Source organism: Sphingomonas aerophila (assembly GCF_014199305.1).
GTDB lineage: Bacteria > Pseudomonadota > Alphaproteobacteria > Sphingomonadales > Sphingomonadaceae > Sphingomonas > Sphingomonas aerophila.
Genome location: NZ_JACIJK010000012.1, coordinates 91,252 through 107,822, shown reverse-complemented (window position 1 = coordinate 107,822; position 16,571 = coordinate 91,252). Strand labels below are relative to the sequence as shown.

Annotated in this window: 17 protein-coding genes; 8 read left to right on the top strand and 9 right to left on the bottom strand. The window is 64.1% G+C overall.

Translation table 11 applies throughout. From position 1 onward, the window contains the following. The coding region (locus FHS94_RS16985; protein WP_184060086.1) for a recombinase family protein at positions 1-269 on the bottom strand (269 nt) is incomplete at its 3' end. 1,040 nt (positions 270-1,309) lie between these two features. Here FHS94_RS16985 and FHS94_RS19965 point away from each other — a divergent pair. From FHS94_RS19965 to FHS94_RS19220, 4 genes are all read left to right on the top strand, one after another. Further along, on the top strand, positions 1,310-1,585 hold the full coding sequence (locus FHS94_RS19965) for a DUF6959 family protein (protein ID WP_425506200.1): 276 nt from the start codon (positions 1,310-1,312) through the stop codon (positions 1,583-1,585). Between the two features lie 301 nt (positions 1,586-1,886). Next, a complete protein-coding gene (locus tag FHS94_RS19225) occupies positions 1,887-2,195 on the top strand; it encodes a hypothetical protein (RefSeq protein ID WP_221234846.1) in 309 nt (102 codons plus the stop codon). A gap of 486 nt (positions 2,196-2,681) precedes the next feature. Continuing rightward, a complete protein-coding gene (locus FHS94_RS19720; protein ID WP_281396927.1) occupies positions 2,682-2,804 on the top strand; it encodes a hypothetical protein in 123 nt (40 codons plus the stop codon). Positions 2,805-2,883: 79 nt separating this feature from the next. Continuing rightward, positions 2,884-3,282 carry a hypothetical protein gene (locus FHS94_RS19220; RefSeq protein WP_221234845.1) on the top strand — a complete coding sequence of 133 codons (399 nt, stop codon included), beginning with the start codon at positions 2,884-2,886 and terminating at the stop codon, positions 3,280-3,282. Positions 3,283-4,032: 750 nt separating this feature from the next. Here FHS94_RS19220 and FHS94_RS16975 read toward each other — a convergent pair. Together FHS94_RS16975 and FHS94_RS19215 are read right to left on the bottom strand one after the other, a co-directional pair. Beyond that, positions 4,033-4,419 carry a DUF6334 family protein gene (locus FHS94_RS16975; RefSeq protein WP_184060082.1) on the bottom strand — a complete coding sequence of 129 codons (387 nt, stop codon included), beginning with the start codon at positions 4,417-4,419 and terminating at the stop codon, positions 4,033-4,035. A 99-nt stretch (positions 4,420-4,518) separates the two neighbouring features. Then, entirely contained in the window at positions 4,519-4,881 is a 363-nt protein-coding gene (locus tag FHS94_RS19215; protein ID WP_221234843.1) for a hypothetical protein, read from the bottom strand. Positions 4,882-5,043: 162 nt separating this feature from the next. On the opposite strand from FHS94_RS19215, the gene FHS94_RS19210 reads away from it, so the two are divergent. Then, the gene (locus tag FHS94_RS19210) at positions 5,044-5,745 is read left to right on the top strand and encodes a GFA family protein (protein ID WP_221234842.1); all 702 of its coding nucleotides are present in this window, start codon (positions 5,044-5,046) and stop codon (positions 5,743-5,745) included. Further along, positions 5,738-6,370, top strand: coding sequence for a YdeI/OmpD-associated family protein (locus FHS94_RS19495; RefSeq protein ID WP_184060080.1), 633 nt, complete (start codon positions 5,738-5,740; stop codon positions 6,368-6,370). The genes FHS94_RS19210 and FHS94_RS19495 overlap by 8 nt, the downstream gene beginning before the upstream one ends. A 1-nt stretch (position 6,371) precedes the next feature. Here FHS94_RS19495 and FHS94_RS16960 read toward each other — a convergent pair whose 3' ends face one another. Continuing rightward, complete coding sequence (locus tag FHS94_RS16960; protein ID WP_184060078.1) at positions 6,372-7,193, bottom strand: LytTR family transcriptional regulator DNA-binding domain-containing protein; 822 nt, start codon at positions 7,191-7,193, stop codon at positions 6,372-6,374. Positions 7,194-7,346: 153 nt separating this feature from the next. Here FHS94_RS16960 and FHS94_RS16955 point away from each other — a divergent pair, with 153 nt between their 5' ends. Both FHS94_RS16955 and FHS94_RS16950 read left to right on the top strand, forming a co-directional pair. Beyond that, positions 7,347-8,531 (top strand): acyltransferase family protein, encoded by a 1,185-nt coding sequence (locus tag FHS94_RS16955; RefSeq protein ID WP_184060076.1) that lies wholly within the window; start codon positions 7,347-7,349, stop codon positions 8,529-8,531. Between the two features lie 197 nt (positions 8,532-8,728). After that, positions 8,729-9,163, top strand: coding sequence for a GFA family protein (locus tag FHS94_RS16950; protein ID WP_184060074.1), 435 nt, complete (start codon positions 8,729-8,731; stop codon positions 9,161-9,163). A gap of 868 nt (positions 9,164-10,031) precedes the next feature. Here FHS94_RS16950 and FHS94_RS16945 read toward each other — a convergent pair. Genes FHS94_RS16945 through FHS94_RS16925 form a run of 5 tightly spaced genes read right to left on the bottom strand, consistent with a single transcriptional unit; the run spans position 10,032 to position 16,474 of the window. Next, positions 10,032-10,988, bottom strand: coding sequence for an N-acetylglucosamine kinase (locus tag FHS94_RS16945; RefSeq protein WP_184060072.1), 957 nt, complete (start codon positions 10,986-10,988; stop codon positions 10,032-10,034). Next, positions 10,985-12,124: an SIS domain-containing protein gene (locus tag FHS94_RS16940; RefSeq protein ID WP_184060070.1), complete on the bottom strand. Its 1,140-nt coding sequence runs from the start codon at positions 12,122-12,124 to the stop codon at positions 10,985-10,987. Before FHS94_RS16940 ends, FHS94_RS16945 begins: the two co-directional genes overlap by 4 nt. Further along, on the bottom strand, positions 12,117-13,397 hold the full coding sequence (locus FHS94_RS16935) for a D-tagatose-bisphosphate aldolase, class II, non-catalytic subunit (RefSeq protein WP_184060068.1): 1,281 nt from the start codon (positions 13,395-13,397) through the stop codon (positions 12,117-12,119). The genes FHS94_RS16940 and FHS94_RS16935 overlap by 8 nt, the downstream gene beginning before the upstream one ends. A gap of 60 nt (positions 13,398-13,457) precedes the next feature. Then, a complete protein-coding gene (locus FHS94_RS16930; protein ID WP_184060066.1) occupies positions 13,458-14,393 on the bottom strand; it encodes a DMT family transporter in 936 nt (311 codons plus the stop codon). After that, positions 14,390-16,474, bottom strand: a complete 2,085-nt coding sequence (locus tag FHS94_RS16925) for a glycoside hydrolase family 36 protein (protein WP_184060064.1) — start codon at positions 16,472-16,474, stop codon at positions 14,390-14,392. The genes FHS94_RS16930 and FHS94_RS16925 overlap by 4 nt, the downstream gene beginning before the upstream one ends. Positions 16,475-16,571: the final 97 nt, after the last annotated feature.

Genomic DNA, 16,571 nt, shown 5'->3' with positions numbered 1-16,571 from the left:
AGTGACCGAAAATCAACTTTGCGGGCCGACAGGTCGGCCGCCAGTTCGATCAGGCCCTGGATGGAGCGGCCAAGCCGATCGAGCTTCCAGATCACCAGCGTGTCGCCCGCTCGGACAAATTCGAGCGCTTCGGCAAGCCCCGGCCGGTTGACCCTCGCGCCGCTCGCCTTGTCGGTGAACAGCTTTTCGCATCCGGCCTTGGTCAGCGCATCCGTTTGCAGGGCCAGGTCCTGATCGGCTGTCGAGACGCGCGCGTAGCCAATCAGCATCTGTCCCGAAACTCCATCTCAAACCGTCAATTTCGGGATTCCTATTTCGGGAACATATTTTGGGAAAGCCAAACCTGCCATTTGAGTGCTTTTCCGCACTGGCCTCGACTGTCCCAATGAAGGTTCCTTTGTGGGACGACCGCAACGAACCTTTTCAGTGAAACCGCCGTTCGGCTGTCGCCCACTTGCAGGACATCCCGACCTACGCGCACACTTGGTCTATGCGGCCCTTGATCGTTCCTGCCATCGCACTCTGGCTAGGCGCATGCAGCGAGCCGAACCCTCCCTCGCTGCGCGAAATAACGGTTTGGGCACCGGGTCTTGAGATAATCATCGACGGTCAGGGAGGTGGCCGTTTCTTTAATCGACCAGACGGGAAGCACGGACGCTTCTCGCTAACCTCGACACAGTCCCAAGACTTTGTTCGGCGCTTGGAAGTGTTTCGGCGATCTCCTGAAACGATCGGGCAAGGACATGAGGGAGTACGTCCTGCGCGGCGCTTCCTGCAAGGGACCTTACGTTACGGACAAACGGTGGCATTTCATTTCGCTGGTCTGGCGCACAAGGCGATCAGTTTTATTCTGTGGATTATGGCTGCGATCGCGACAGGTACGCGGCGAGGAACACGGAGCTTCAGGCGATACTGAAGTCCCTTCCGGTTCCCGCGCCAAACAGCTTGCCGTGATCGCGACGCTCAGCACGGCTTGCGGCAATATCGGCTCCGCCCAAGCCTAGCCGTTGCTGACCCAATCTTAGCATCCTGATTGCGGACGACCTGGCAGGATGCAAGATCCCGGTGATGAAGGAAGTGCGAAGCGGTCCTGAGCACCAACGTAAGCGGACTGGCAGGGCTGTCCGATCGGCCCTGATAGTCACTGCTGTGTTGCTGATCGCAGCCTGCGCGATCCTGTGGCGGGCGGTCGCTACAAGCACCGACCTATGACTGAAACTGCCCGATAGCCAGCAGCTAGATGGGCTCTTTCGATCCCTGATTGCGGACAAGCGTTGCTACGTGGTCCAAAGGATTGCACGCGGTCACCATGCGAACAGCAGCTATCGACATCCTGTCTGACACGACAAACTCAGCAGTGTTGCGGCATCCCGATCGTCGGTTTCCCGGCGTTCTGGTTCAAGGAGATACTCTCTACACGCTATGTCAGCGGGCGGACGGAGTATGTCGCGAGATTGGCCGAGCATCTTCGGGCTATAATGACGCAAACGAGCTCCGAAACGCGCTTCATTCGTTGCTCAGCCACTACAAGGCAGTGCTGGGGGAGCATGACATTCCGCTCCCATTCTCAGAACAACCTCTCTGATGCGCGACAGCTGACCGCAATTGCGGGCTGAAAGCGCACGGTCGCCTTTCCACCCAGCCTTGTCGTTCTCGGTCGGCAAAGCGGACGGGCTGTTAACGCCTCAATTGCAGACATTCCGCTCCAGTGCGAAGGTGCTTGGATGAGGAGCCTTTGGGTAATCGTCGCTGTCTTTGCGCTGGCAGGGTGTAGCCCAGAGCAACCGAACGCAGACCAATTCGTAAAAGCTCAAGCAAGCTCTCGGCTAGGGTCTACAAGCACTTGGAAACTCGATCCTGTGTTGTCCGCCACGGTTATCCAGCGGATGCGTGATCGCGCCTACATCTTCTGCAGACAGAACAAAGAATTGAACAAGGAATGTGAGGCGCAGCAGGATTATTCTATCTTTGAGTATGCCAATGCGTTTCGAGTGGTGCGTCTGTTTCGGTCAGAGCGATCCCCTTCTTTTCCTTTCGCGATGGCGCATCAGCGGGACCTAACTGCGTTCCAGCGGGTTCGCGACTACTGCCAAGCAACATATCAGGATCAGGGATCGGACGACGCTCGCGGCCTAGGACCTTGCATGGCGGCGGGCACGGGTGCGGACTTTTTCGGGGTCCTGCCGGTATCGTGAGCGGCAGCTACCCCCCCAATTGCGGAGGTTGGCGTGATCTGAAAGGCTGACCCTGATGCCGAATGCCGATCGCCAGTGGGCTCTCTCAAACCCAGGACCCCTCGCACTTCTACTATGGCTTGAGCCATGGGCGGAGGAGTTTGACGTCCCGGCTCGATCAACCGTGATGTTGAGGAGCCCCGGCGAAGCGGATGAACCAATTGGTGAAGTGGAATGGACACCCGATCATCTGGTGATTTGGGCAAGCGGGCCGACTGTAGAGGTTCTGATCGACGGTAAACGACAGGCGGGTGGGTCGGCATCGATCCCAATTCCTGAAGGGCTAACGAGGAAGATTTTGAACATCGCATTCGCGGGTCAGCCCGCCGCACGCCTTGGCGGTGCGACCAATGAAGGGAGCGCGAGGATCTCCTGGTGGCAGCGTCTGAGAGGACGTCTGGGCTTGTAGCGCATGCCTGCACTTACGCCCAATCTCAGACATTCCTAGTGAGCACGACCATTTATTCGCAGGCGGTCACGACAGTTGCCTACGTTGTCGGCGCTGCGGCTATTGCTGCGCTGGTGGCTGCGCTGGGATGGGTTCGTCGTCCGCTGTTCTACGTCGGCTAACCCGCCCAGTCTCCGACATTCACATAGGCTACGTGCGGTACCGATTGAGAATGTCCGTTTTTCGCAGCATTGTCGGCGTATGAAGGTCCTAAGCCTCGTCTGGGGGCCCGTGTTGCTCGTATCCCTGCCCGCTGCGGCGCAGATGTCGGGTCAAGAGACCTCGGCGCTTGTAATAAGCCTGCCCGGCCTTCCCAACCCGCCCGAGCGCGATCAGAATGCTGGACAACTTTATAGGGGAACATGGCGCTGGGTCGACCAGAAGGGCCGAGCGACACCTGTCGAGCCGGTCCGAGCTTTGAGCGAAGCAGCACTGGGTTGCGGAGAGCGACGCTTTAGATGGCGTGGCTTGAACTACGACCACGGCAATGAAATGCTGATTACAAACGATCAAGCAAGCCAACGCGTGCTTACGTGTATCGCGCGCAAGGTTCCTTTTGACTTCTATGCTCGTGTCGAACGGACGACCGGCGTCCGCTAACCTTGCCTTGGTTTACCAGAGCAGCCCGTCCGACATCCTTCCAGATCCAGACAGTCCCGAAATACCATCCCAATCGGGACGGCTGGCGCGGCTGGGTGCGCCCAGAATGCGACGTTCTCGTCGTTCGCATTCCACCTAGATACTTTGGTCTCCAGCCAATAGAGATGGCCGGTATTCCCGTGCCGGAGGGGCGATGATAGATACCGTAGGTCCAAGGCTACTCTCCGGTGAGCGCATTGTATGGGAGGGGCGGCCTTCAACCGGGCTAGTACTTCGTCCCATGGATGTGTTTCTGATACCGTTCAGCTTGGTATGGGGCGGCTTCGCCATATTCTGGAACGTTAGCGCTTGGACCACAGCAGACCTGTCTTTCAACCTCTTTGGGTTACCGTTCCTAATAGTTGGCATATATGTGATATTCGGGCGATTTCTAGTCGACATGAGTCTTCGGCGTAATTTGTCGTACTTCGTCACGAATAAACGCATTCTTATTGAAAGACGGAGCACCGGATCGAATACTAAGTCGCTGGATGTTGATCGCCTCCCCGCGCTCGAACTTGATGAACGACCAGACGGCTCCGGATCCATCCGCTTCGGCACGTCGGGCGGATGGTTTGCGGGCAGCAACAATTTCGGCATATGGCAACCGACGTTCGATCCCATACCCCAGTTTATTCGAATTCCGAATGTCCGGTCTGTTTACGAGATCATCCAGAAACAGACAGAGCGCTAGCGCCCAACTACGGTCGTTCAGCAGGTCGCGATGATGTGCTTGATCGTGAGCGTGGAGGCCTCGCCAAGGAAGCAGACTTGCGGGTTGACGCCAGAAAACGACAGAGTGAACATGTCGAGGTAGCCAAGGTAGTTCCTGCCTATCCAGCACCATCCGAGCGCAGAACCGACGACGTCGGCGATTTCCGCGACCTTAGTCCAGTCGCTCGGAAGGTCAGAGGCACCTTCCAAGGTGACGACGATTTCATCGGTGTTGTCATCAACTCGAAGCACGATGGCACGATCTTCAATCACAAGGGCAATCGAAGCCCAACCGGCAGGCCCGTCTCTGCGGCCCACGACCCTGCTCACAATCCGGCCGTGAACTTCCTCATAGTCGAACTGGAGCAATGTGCGGTCGGCCACGCGGCCCCATAGCCCAATAGCGGAACGGCAGCTAACCACCCAAACCTGGACAGTCCCAAAGTAGCATCCCAATCGGGACAGCCTTTCAGTGCCGCGTATCTACGAGACGGACAGGGTTCTGATTGCCTCCTGAAGTCGCCAGCCCTGCGCGGTTCGAACGTAGCGCGCCTCGAAATCTGCCCCGCAAAGGCCGGTGCAGGAATATCCCATGTGGACGACAGCCGTTCTCAGATCTGCGCTCACTTGGGGAACGTCGATGAAGTAGATAAACGCTTCCCGAACCTTCTTTCCTGGTATCGGGGCGCCGACTTTCGCTCGCGCTCGAGCCTCATTGTCCGCCAGAGGATAGCCGGCGGGGAGATCGGCCGATAGCTCAGGGCACGCCGCCAACAGGTCGCGGCGATCTGGCCTGACGCCGCCATAGTAGGTGTCAAAGCCGGGATTGTGATTGATGCTTGGCATGTCGCGCAAAGCAACACGTCCCACCTCGCAGGTGGCGGCGGACTTAGCCGTGCTCAGAGGGGAAGCAGCAGCTAGCAGGCCAAAGATCAAAGGGTGCTGTCAAACGTAACGCACCGAGGATCCGGAAGCCGGAATTTACGGCTCCTTTAGCTAGGTCCGGGCATGCCGTTCGTGCTGTCAGTGCTGCGGACTTGCTCGGCTCGGTTCTGGGAACACTGGCGTCTGCCTGCCGATCGGCCGGCAAACGGGGCAGAAACTCGCGTCAAAGGCGCCCGGTGCAGTTGCTTTGACAGCACCCTTGCGGAAGAAGCTGGTGCACGCGCGTTGCGCTGCTGGGCAATAGAAGTTGCCAGCTCATCCGGTCACATTTCAGGTGATCATGACGTGGCAGAGGCGCTACAAACGATAGGCGATGAAAGCTCAGCCGAACATCGGGAAGCCGACATGACAGTCGAACACCGAACGTTGAGCGGCAGCTGCCTGTGCGGGTCCGTGACCTATGAAGTCGCCGACACTTTCGAGTACGCCATGAACTGCCATTGCTCGCAATGCCGGCGCGCGACCGGATCGGCTTTCAAGCCGCTGGCAGGCACGAAGGCGTCTCGGCTCACGCTCACGAGCGGAGATGTTGAGCTCCTGCGGTATGGCAACGTGGAGGAAGGCCATGACGCCCGTTGCCGTGCCTGCGGGTCGCTCCTGTACTCGCTCGTACGGGACGGCAACTATGTGCATGTCGCGATGGGCACGCTTGTTGACGAGCCGTCGATAAGGCCAAACATGCATATCTTCGTTGGATCGAAAGCGCCGTGGTTCCACATTACCGATGGGCTGCCGCAGTTCGACGGGCTCCCCGACCATGGCTGACGATCGCTCGCCGCTGCTGACCTTTCCCGACGCCGCGTCGTTCGATGAATGGCTTGACGAACTCGGGGCCACGTCACCGGGCGCTTGGCTCCGCTTTGCGAAGCAGGGCGCGCCTGAAGAGACGGTCAGCAAGTCGGAGGCGATCGACTGCGCGCTGGCTCATGGCTGGGTCGACGGCCAACTTGGCCGCATTGACAAGCACTACTTCAAGACCCGCTTCACGCCGCGCAGGGCGAAGAGCATCTGGTCACAGGTCAATCGTGAGCGGGTCGAGCGCCTCGAGGCCGCCGGTCGCATGCGATCGGCAGGGCGTACGCAAGTGGAGCAGGCCAAGGCCGACGGACGATGGGCGGCAGCCTACGCCCGCCAGAGCGAGATGACGCCTGATGCCGACTTCATCGCTGCGCTCGATGCCGAGCCCGCTGCTCGGACCCTGTTCGATACGCTGGATGCGGCCAACCGGTTCGCGATCCTGTTCCGCATCCAGCAGGCGTCGTCGCCGGCGAAACGGGCCGGCAAGGTAGGTGAGTTGGTGACGATGCTGAGCCGAGGCGAGACGATCCACCCGCGCAAGGAGAAGCGAGGAACCGCTCGCGGTCGTTCCCCGCGATCGTCAGCGGACTGATTTAGACTACGGTCTCGCCAGACCAACGCCTAAGATTGTCGCGATAGCGCCTGCTGCCGCGCATGGTGGCGCCACTCGCGAGGCCGATGGCAAAGTCGCCGGAGCGCTCGACCTCCAGTGCCCGGATCGCATCAGCCCGCACGATGAGCCCGCGATGGACGCGGACGAACCCTTCACCCAACTCGTCCTCCATGCCGGCGAGCGTGGCGCGGTGCAGGAGCGTTCGCCCGGCCCAGGCGATCTCGACGTAGTTTCCCGCCGAGGCGACGCTCTCGACTTCGTGGATCGGCACCGAGTTCCGTGTCGGTCCGTCTGTCACGACGAGATGCCTGGGAGCTTTGGTCGACGAAGCCGCCGGCGTCGATGCTGGCGCATCGGCTTGGCGGTCGATCATCCAGCGCACAACCAGTGCGATCGCGACGAACTGGACGAAGGTGACGAGGTCCTTGCGGTACTCGTAGGCGATGCGGTCGCCGATCACGCCGAAGAAGCGGTATGGGCCCTCGCCGGTCGCGGCATAGTAGATGTGGCGCAGGGCCACCATGACGACGATGTGCCACGCCGAGGCGAGTACGCTCGCAAGCAACGCGGCGACAGCTATGACGGGCCAACGGAAGCGTGGTGACCGCAGCTTCCCTGTGGTCCACCAGAAGGTCGGTACGAGGCTCAGCCAGCCAACGATGCTCGACCACTCCCAGGACCAGACGAGATGGTCGGGCACGCTCGCATGGGCCGCCCTGAGATCGCTGATCGTCGACTCTGCGTTCGCGACCAGCACCATCAGCAGGACGATGACGAACCCCGAGGCGGCGAGCAGCGCCACTCGGCGCTGCGCCCCGTTCATCCCGCCCCAGCCGCCGCTCGTCACTGGCGGGCCGGGCGTCGTCCCTGCCGACCCGCCTGCCACCCCACGAGCATAGCGGTGCGCGACGACCCCGACCAGCGTGCCTGCCGACCCATATCACGGAGGCGATGCATGGAACGGCACTACGGGATGGACTGGCTCCGGATAGGCGCATTCGGCCTGCTGATCCTCTACCACATCGGCATGGTTTTCGTGCCCTGGGGCTTTCAGGTGAAGACCGCCCACCCGCTCGCCTGGGTCGAGATCCCAATGTTCCTGACCAACCCGTGGCGGCTGACGCTGTTGTTCGTCGTGTCCGGTTACGCAAGCCGCGCGCTGCTGGCCAAGGCGGGAAGCGCAGGTGCGTTCCTAAGGAGCCGCAGCACCAGGTTGCTCATCCCGCTGCTGTTCGGCGTAGCGGTGATCGTGCCGCCGCAAGCCTGGATCGAACTGACAACTCAGCACGGCTACGCGCGCGGCTACCTCGACTTCCTGGCGCACGATTACTTCCGCTTTCGCTTCCTCGATGGCATCGCGCTGCCGACCTACAACCATCTCTGGTTCGTCGCCTACCTGTGGGTCTACAGCGTCGGCCTCGCCATTGGCGTGGCGATCGTCGGCGGCGCCCGGCTGCAGGCGCTGTTCGACCCTGTGTTCGGCGGCTGGCGAGCGCTGGTCATCCCGGCCGCCTATATCGTGCTGCTCGAGACTGTGCTGTTTCACCAGGTCGAGGACACTCACGACTTCGTCGGCGACGGAGTCGCGCACCTCCGCTACGTGCCAGCCTTCCTGTTCGGTTTCGCGATGGCCCGCTCGCCCATAGTGATGGCGGCGTTCGCCCGCCACTGGCGGACGTCGGGCGCGGTGGCGCTGGCTTGCTTCGCCACCATCGCCGCCCTCCTGCTCGCCTGGCCGGACTTCACGTTCCCGGACTCGCCCGCCGTGCTCTGGACCTATCGCGTAGCGCGCCATCTCGAGACCTGGACCGCGATTGCGGCGCTCATCGGCATCGCCGAACGCTTGTTGAACCACGATCACCGCTGGCGCTCGACACTCGCCGAGGCGACCTTCCCCTTCTACATCGTACATCAGACGATCATCGTCCTGGTCGAGGGAGCGCTGCTGCCGCTACACGTTGGCCCGCTGGTTGAGTTCGCAATCCTGGTCGTGACGACCGTCGCTTGCTGCTGGATCTTCTACGTCGCGGGCGTACGCATCGGATGGCTGCGGCCCCTGATCGGCCTCAAGGGAAGTGCCTTGCGGTCCAATCCATCCCAAGGTTCGTCGGGAGCGGCACGAATGTTGTCGGTGCGATGAGAGAGGTGCACAGGCGACAGGCTTGCGCGCATGACCCAGTTGCCGCCCCTTCAGGTCCGCTCCGGCGCCTCCCGGTATCGCCGTTTGTCACGTTTCACGCGAGAGACGCTTCTTGCTTCGTGCACCTTTCCCCTCGGCGGATCGCTCCAGCCAAGCTACTCAGGCACCGGGATAGCAGCTGAACAGAGGTCAAAGCGGTGACGGTCAGGGGCAAGTGCCGATGCGGCGCATGTAGCTACCATATTGCGATAGACGCCTTGCCCCGCGTTTATGCGTGTCACTGCCACGTGTGTCAGCGATGGACGGGTAGCGCCTTTAGTGTGCAGGCACTCGTGCCAGAAGATCGGCTAGTCGTGACCGGGCCAATATCCATCCAAGAAGTCATAACCGAGGATCGTACATCAACCCAACGGTTCTGCAGCACCTGCTACGGGCGTATCTACAACACCAACACTCGCCGACCCGGGGTCGCGGTGGTGCGCGCCGGCACGTTTGACCGATCAGAGGAACTCGACTGCGTTGCGCACATCTTCACGGCTTATCGCCAGCGCTGGGTCGTTATCCCGGCCAACGTGGCAAGCTGGCCAGAGGCCGCGCCGCCAGATGATTTCGTGCGGGCGCTGACCGTCTAGCTCTCTACGGACGAAGTCCCGCGCACACGGAACCGAACGCAGGGAACCGCGATGACCCAGTTGCGGTCATTCAGGCCGCTGAGGGCCCTATCCAGAAGCGGACATCCGTTCAGCCGCCATCACGGAGCGGTTTCAAGTTTGATGATATTGCTCGATCTCATCTAACCGAAGGGTGATCGCTCTGCTGGGCAGATGGATAGTTAGTCTCAGCCGTTCATCTTCGTTGAAACGAGCGGCCTTGACCAACAGGCCACGGATGGCTGCGCGACCGACCACCCTGTCGCCGCCGAGCCAGCCACTGCCAAGCGCGACCTCAGGTGCCAGGATGAGGAGACCATAAGCGTCAGGTGCGAAATGCTCGATTATGACGACGGTGCCCTTCCTGCCGTGATCGCGGCTTACCTCTAGACTGAGGATCTCGGTCTGGCGACCAGCGGGCGTTTGGACCTATAACCAGCCGTTCGATCCGGGCCTCTGGCGCGCCAGCTTCGGTCATTCGTTCAGGTGGACGCCAAGGTCTGTCCCACGCGGTTGAGGTGGACTGTCCGCGCACGCGCTTCATTGCCGAGCTTTATGGCGCGTCGGCATGGAGATACGCGCCGTTGAAGTCCCCAGCCCTGCGCAGCGCCGCCATGTCCGGCAAGGTCACCCGCCGGGCTTCGATGACCACCAAACCGTCCGCTCGACGTTCTGGCAGATCACTGCGGTTCTGAAGCGACTGCTCTTGCGCGGCGTCGCGTCGGCGCGGCCGCCACAACGCTGGACGGCGGGGCCGCTGTGGACCTGCTCCGGACCGCGATGCGTCTCATCGGCGGCGGCGGTTTGAGCCTCGGCGGACGCTCGAGGAAGCAACGTCGATCGGCATAGCCTAGTGCGAGATCTCCACGTGCGATTCGGCCGCCAGTTTTCGTGCGTAGAGCGCGGCGCCTTGAGCAGGGCTAGCCCGCGGGGTCACCGGGCTGAACCGGCCGGTCGCGCCGACTATTTCCACGAATCGCGAGTAGACGCGCGTGGCGTTGTTGAGAATGCTGCCCGACCAGGACAGCGGCACCGCTTGGTCGGCGGCGAAGCCCAGCTCCTCCCGGATCGCGGCCGCGATCGCGGCCAGGTGCGCCGCCGCACGATCCAGGACAGCCAGCGCCTGCTCGTCACCATCGTCGGCGGCGGCGACCACCAGCGGCGCGAGCCCGGCGATGTCCGCCCGAGCCATCGCTGGCGGCCCCATGATCCGCTGGCACAGGTCGATATCGTGCTTCAACCCGAGCTCTGCGCGCAACCGCTCGTGAAGCGGGCCTCGGGGCAGGCGCCCGTCGCTCATTCGTGAAAAAATCGTCAGCCCGCGCAGCGCAATCCAATAGGCTGAGCCTTCGTCGCTGAACACTTCGCCCCAGCCACCCGCGCGCGCAGCGCGGCCGCGGTGTTGGCCGTAACCGATCGAGCCGGTGCCTGCGACGATGTTGATGCCGTCCTCGCAGCCGAGTGACCCTGCCCAGCCGCATACCATGTCGTTTTCGCAGCGGTACCGCCGGTGACCGAGCATCGCGCCGCACGCGGCGTCGAGCTGGGGGTCGATCGTCATGTCCTCGCCGAACGCAGGCAGCCCGAAGAAAGCGTAGGCAAGATCGGCCGGCGCGACGCCAGCCTCGGCGCAGGCGGCCGACACCCCCTCCTGCAGTCGGCGCAGCACCTCGGGCAGCCCGATCTCCGGATGATAGGTGGAGCCGGTCTTGACCGCCGCGCGTCGGCGGCCCTCCTCATCGATGCAAACGAACTCGGTCTTGGTGCCGCCGCCGTCGACGCCGAGGAACACCGGCGTCGCGCTCATGCGTCCGCCGCGTATATACGGACGCCCTCGACGACGCGATTGACGGTGCCGGTGCGGTTGGGCTGGTCGGGCGTAAGTCCCAGCGCCTCCGACACGCGCAGTCCGAACAGTTGCGCAGGCACGATGAACGGGAACAGCAGGTCGCAATCGGATGCATGCGCCAGTCCCTCGACCGTGACCGTGTCGCCACCCTCACCGGATGTCGCGATCACCACGACCGCGCCCGAGCGTCCGTCGCCGCGCAGCTCTTCGACGATGTCGCGGTCGTAGCGTGCGGTGAGCGGATCATTCGACACGAACACGACTATGAGGGTGCTTGAGGTGACGATCGTCTTGGGCCCGTGACGGAACCCCATGGCGGTGTCGAAGGCGGTGACGACCGCGCCGTCGCTCAGCTCCATCAGCTTCAGCGCGGCCTCGCGCGCCAGCCCCTTGAAGACGCCGCTGCCGAGGTAGACGACCCGGTCGAACCCGCGCCCGGCGAGATCGCTGACGATCGGGTCGGCCCGGTCGAGCACCTGCGCCACCGCATCAGCGATCGCGGGCACGCGCGCGCCCACCCCGCCGACGCCGCCGAACACCGACAAGGCTGCCAGCATCATAGCAGTGAAGCTGGAGGTCATAGCGAACCCGCGATCGTGGGTCTCCTCGGGCAGCAGCAGCACGAACGCGCGCTCGCCCCCGCGCGCCGCCAGGGCGCCGTCGGGATTGCAGGTGATGATGAGGTGGTGAACCTCGTCGAGCGCGGCGTCGGCGACGTCGATCGCCGCCAAGCTCTCCGGGCTGTTGCCCGACCGGCCGAACGACACGAGCAGCAACGGCGTCCCACGCCGGAGGTACAGGTCGGGCGCGCTGACTATATCGGTCGTCGGTACCGACTCGATCGGGCGCCCGGCGAGCTGCGACAGGTATGGCGCAAGGGTGTCGCCGATAAAGGCGGAGGTGCCGGCGCCGGTCAGCACCACGCGCATGGCCGGCCGGGCCAGCAGCGGCGCGATGAACGCCTCGATCGCGGTGCGATGCGCCTCCACGATCGCCTGCGTTGCGCCGAGCGTGGCGGGCTGCTGGCGGATCTCGCGCTCCGTCCAGGTTTCGCCATCCGTAGTCGGCGCAATGGCGAGCAAGGTATCAGGCATGGGGGTGGCAGGCTCCGTGATAGGCGTCGAGCGTCGCGCCGATGTGCGCGACGACGAGGTCGGCGGGGTCGAGTGTCGCGGTGCCGTGGCGCACGGCATTGTAGGCGATCGGCAGGTACTGGCTGACCAGCGCCAGCGTCGGCGGCTGGTCGCGCAGGTTTGCGAACAGCCGCTCCTGCGCCTCGACCAGCGCCGGGGTTGCCCAATAATAACGGATGCGGTCCGATAGGCTGTACTGGAGCTGGAGGTCGAGCGCCTCGCCTTGCGCATGATAGTATTTGCGCCAGTTGCGCGGGTCGGCATGCATCTGCGCCATGGTCGCCGAGCGCAATCCGGCACGCTCGCCCGCCGGGACCGTCTCCGCTTCGATCGCGTCGAGGGCCCAGAACGCCTCGCGCAGCGCGAAGGTTACGCCCGGCCCCACCTTGAGGATCGCGAAGTGATCGCGAACGAGTGCGGCGAGCGCCTCGGCCGTCTGGTAGTCGGTCGAATGCGCCTCGTATACGATGCGCTCCACCGGTTCGATCGCGCGGCTCAGCGCGGTGGCGCGCTCGGGAAGATAGTCGATCACCTTGTCGTGGTCGAACTCCACGCCCGGCTGCACCACCGTCGCGATTACCCGCTCCCACGCGCCGTCGAGCCCAGCCTCGGCGAAAAGCCGCTGGTGCATGTCGAGCGTCGCCAACGCCGCCGCGGGCGTGGTGACGGCCAGCTCGCCGAGATCCTCGGCGGCGCCGCCCGGAACTGGCACCTCAGTGCCGATCACGTAGACCGGCGCGTCGGCTGGATCCGTGACTGCCGCCTCGCTCGCGGCACACAGCCGCGCCGCGCGCTCGGCGATCGTCGCCTCGGGCAGCGGCACAGGGTCGTCGGCGCAACTCATGGAGCAGTCGAGGTGGATCTTGCGGAAGCCCGCGCGAACATAATCGGCGACCAACACCTCCGCCTTAGCCATCGCCTCGTCGGCGGAAAGCGCGGTCCAGGCGTTGGGGCCGAGATGATCACCGCCGAGCACCAGCCGCTCGGCCGAAAACCCGGCCGCCGCAGCGATACCGTGCACGAATTTGTGGAAGTCGGCGGGGACCATGCCGGTATAGCCGCCGTCCTGGTTGACCTGGTTCGAGGTCGCCTCGATCAGCACCAGCTCCTGCCCGGTGCGCAGCGCGTGACGCAGCGTCGCTTCGATCACCAGCGGGTGGGCCGAGCAGACCGACGTGATGCCAACCCGCTCCCCCGCCTTGTGTCGCGCCATGATGTCTCGAATCGTCAGCACGGTTACCCCCTCGGTCGGTCAGGCCCGTCTACACGCGAAACGAACCGATCCAAAACGAAACTAAGCGTTCGCAACTTCTGGTTGCGAGATTTCTGCGTCCGGGTCGGTCGTGTCCGGCTCGATCGCGAGCAGCATGGACGCGACCAGCGCCAACCCTATGCCGACGATTTTGAGCGCGCCTGGCACCACACCGAGCACCACAAGCGACAGCAGGGCGGTGGCGAGCGGGGCCCCGGCATTGGCGAGCGGCGCGACGATGATCGCTTTTCCGTAGCGGAACGCGAACACCAGCGTCAGCGCGCCGATCGCGTTGAGCACCTGGACCAGCGCAGCGAGCCCGGGCCCGTCGAGCCCCCAGTTGATCGGTCGCGACACGTCGGTCATCGCCCACGCGATCGGGACTACGAGCAATCCGCTCAGCGTCATGTATACGAAAATGCTCTCGGCCGACATGACGTGGTTGGCCGCCTTCATGAAGAAGGCCTGCACGCCCCAGCACAGCATCACGAGGATGGCCGGCAGCAGCCACGCCGCCGCCGCTCCGCCGCTGCCGCCTGGCGCGAAGTCGAAGGTCGGCAGCGCGCACAGCGCGAGGACGATGCCGATCGCGCCGAGGCGGCCGGTCCGCTCTCCCAGCAGCGCGAACGACATGGCGATGGTGACAACCGGCGACAACGAGATTACCGGAAAGATCAGGTAGGCCGGCCCGCGCGCGACCGCGTAGAACAGAATGAGCTGCCCCGCCGCGCCCAGCAGGCCGACTGCCAAGCCATAGCCGATCGCCCGAATGCCGCGATCGAGCCGCCATTGCGCCATCGACAGCACGATCAGCGCGGGCGGCACCATGGTCAACGCCCAGACGCAATAGACGAGCGTCTCGGGAAAGCCGTGCTCGGGCGCCAGACCCGAGAAGGCACCCCACACCCCCCACAGCACGACCGTGGCCAGCGCGTGGCTGAGCCAGGCGCGCGGCGCAGGAGCGGTGACCGCGCTCATGCCACGACCGGCGTTGCGGTGACGAGCATGAATCGCTCGAACGTCGCCGAGATGCGATTCCTCCCGGCGGTCGCACGGCCGAGCGAACGGCCGGTAAAGGCGTCGGCGAGCGCGTAACTGCCCGTTCCAAGCCCGCGCAGTTCGATCGGGCCGTCCCATTGCTTGGCATAGAAGGCATAGTGCATCGCCCCGTTCTTGGCGACCGCGTGCCCCTCCGGCTTGTCGAAGCCGAGATCGTACAGCCCGCCCAGGTAGGTGCCCTCCGCCAGCCGGTTGGCGCGATAGAGCTCGAGCCAGTGACGCCACACCTTCTCCTTCTCGGAGGTCAGGACGAAGCCGCCGGGCGGCAGCGTGTCGGTCGGGTGCGACGTCGGCTTGGGCCAGGTGAATTTGGTCGAGGGGATGGCGCCGATGCCATAGGTGGAGGCGAAGTCGTCGCCGCCCTCAGACAATTCGACGTGATCGCCCGAATACGGAGCGGAGGGCCCCATCAATGCCTTGAACGTCTTGCCCTTAAGGCGGACCTGCCAAGACGACTCGGGGTCCGACGCCGGGGTGTTGTTCATCGCCGGAATGTTGTGGAACGCGAAGCTGTCGCCACAGGGGCAGATCTCCACCACCGACTGCGGATTGGCGGCGATCGCCTCATCGTAGATGGCCTTCCAGAAATCCTGGAGCTTCTCGTACGACTCTTCGGGCCGGGCATGCTTGTGCGCGGGGTTGTAGCAGGGAGCGACGCCGTTGAGGTGCTGGCCATCGAGCTTCAGTCCCTCGAAGCCCCAGTCGGCGATGATGCGCCGCACGATACCACGAAAATGGTCCACCGTCGGCTGGTAGGCGGGGCAGAGCGTGAACGCGCTCCACCAGCTGACGTTCTGCGCGGCGCCGTCCCGATCGAGCAGCAGCATATCGGGGCGGTCGCGCAGCAGGTCAGTGCCCGGGTCGGCGGCGAGCGGCGCAAGCCACAGTCGAGGGCGCATACCGTCGGCCTTGATCCGCTTGACGAACGCCCGCATGTCGGCGTCGCCGTTCGGGTACTTAACCGGATCGAGCTTCCAGTCGCCCTCCGACGTCTGCCAGCCGTCGTCGAGCACCGCCCACTCGAAGCCCAGCTCCTTGGCTTTGGGCAGCGTGCCGTAAACCTCGGCGGGGGTGTAGTTGCGCTCGTAACCCCAGGCGCACCAGATCGGGCCGTAGCTGCTCGCCGGGATGGCCGGCGCCGCCAGCCCGCGCTCCGCCATCAACCGGCGATACGCGTCGAGCGGTCGGAAGTGGTCGCCGCGGTGTGCCATCACGAAGGCAGGGGGCAGCGTGAAGGTGGCGCCGGGGGCGAGCACCACCGGCTGGTCGCCGCTCATGCCGATGCGGGTCCCGTCCGGCTGCGCCGCCACGGGCAACGACACCAGCCGAGGCACCGTGTCGACATGCCCCACCGCCAACCCAACGTCGCGCCGCCACACCACCGCGACGGGAGTGCCGCCACCATAGTCGGAGCCGTTCATCCCCATGAAGTTGTGCTGCTCGAAGCCCGGCGCGACCGGCTGCACCCAGTCGCGTCGGTTGGGGTAGGACGCGCCCGCGAAGCTCCACGCGCCATCTTGGTGCGACAGCAGGTCGTGCGTAACGGCCCGCCACCCGGCGATCGCCAGCGGCGCAGTGCCGGTATTGCGGTAGGTGAAGTCGATCAGCGCTAGGCCGGGATATCTATTTAGGAACGTGATGACGATTTGCTGTTCCAGCGTCCCCTGCGCCGTCGCGCGCAGCCGGTGACGACGGCCCGCGCCGTGCGGCCCAGAGGCAGCCTCCTCCGCATGGTCGAGAAGCGTGAACCGGTCGATTGTCCGCCCGTCGACCAGCCGCACCGCGGCCGCCGGAGCGACGGGGGTGATCGCCCGGCCGTTGAAGCTGAGCCGCGACGCCATCGCCGCGTCGAAGTCGATCGTCAGCGTGCCGTCTGACAGCCGCGCGCCGGGCGCCGTCGCGGCGAGCAGGCGCCCCGGCAGCGCCGCGGCGCCGACCACCGCTGCCCCCGACAGCAGACGCGCGATTGCGGCACGACGGGTGACCTGATGCTGCGGCATGCCTTGCTCTCCTGTCGCCACGCTATTGCGACGGCGGGTCTGAATTCGATTATGCTTGCACGCCGCCGGGCTGCATGCAAACAAAATGCACGAAGTG